A 255-nucleotide genomic window follows, 5' to 3' on the forward strand; every position below is an offset into this window, starting at 1 on the left:
GCACCAGTGAGCCAACCGGCGGCTTCGGTATCGTGGTGGATACAAAAGCACCGGACGCGGCCTCTGACCTGCTGGTCACCGACAACGTCGGCGCCTACCAGGGCCCGGTCGTGAGCGGCGACACCACTGATGACAACACCCCGACCCTGAGCGGCAAGGCCGAGCCGGGCAGCACGGTGAACATCATCGACAACGGCCAGGTTATCGGCTCCACGAAGGTGAACCCGGACGGTAGCTGGAGCTTCACCCCGGATC

General features: G+C 65.1%; 1 protein-coding gene. It reads left to right on the forward strand.

The genetic code is table 11. The features are described from left to right. A partial coding sequence (locus tag KW829_RS22830) for an Ig-like domain-containing protein (RefSeq protein WP_218309154.1) occupies window positions 1-255 on the forward strand: 255 nt, incomplete at both ends.

Source organism: Enterobacter sp. ENT02, from assembly GCF_019219165.1.
GTDB classification, from domain to species: domain Bacteria; phylum Pseudomonadota; class Gammaproteobacteria; order Enterobacterales; family Enterobacteriaceae; genus Enterobacter; species Enterobacter mori.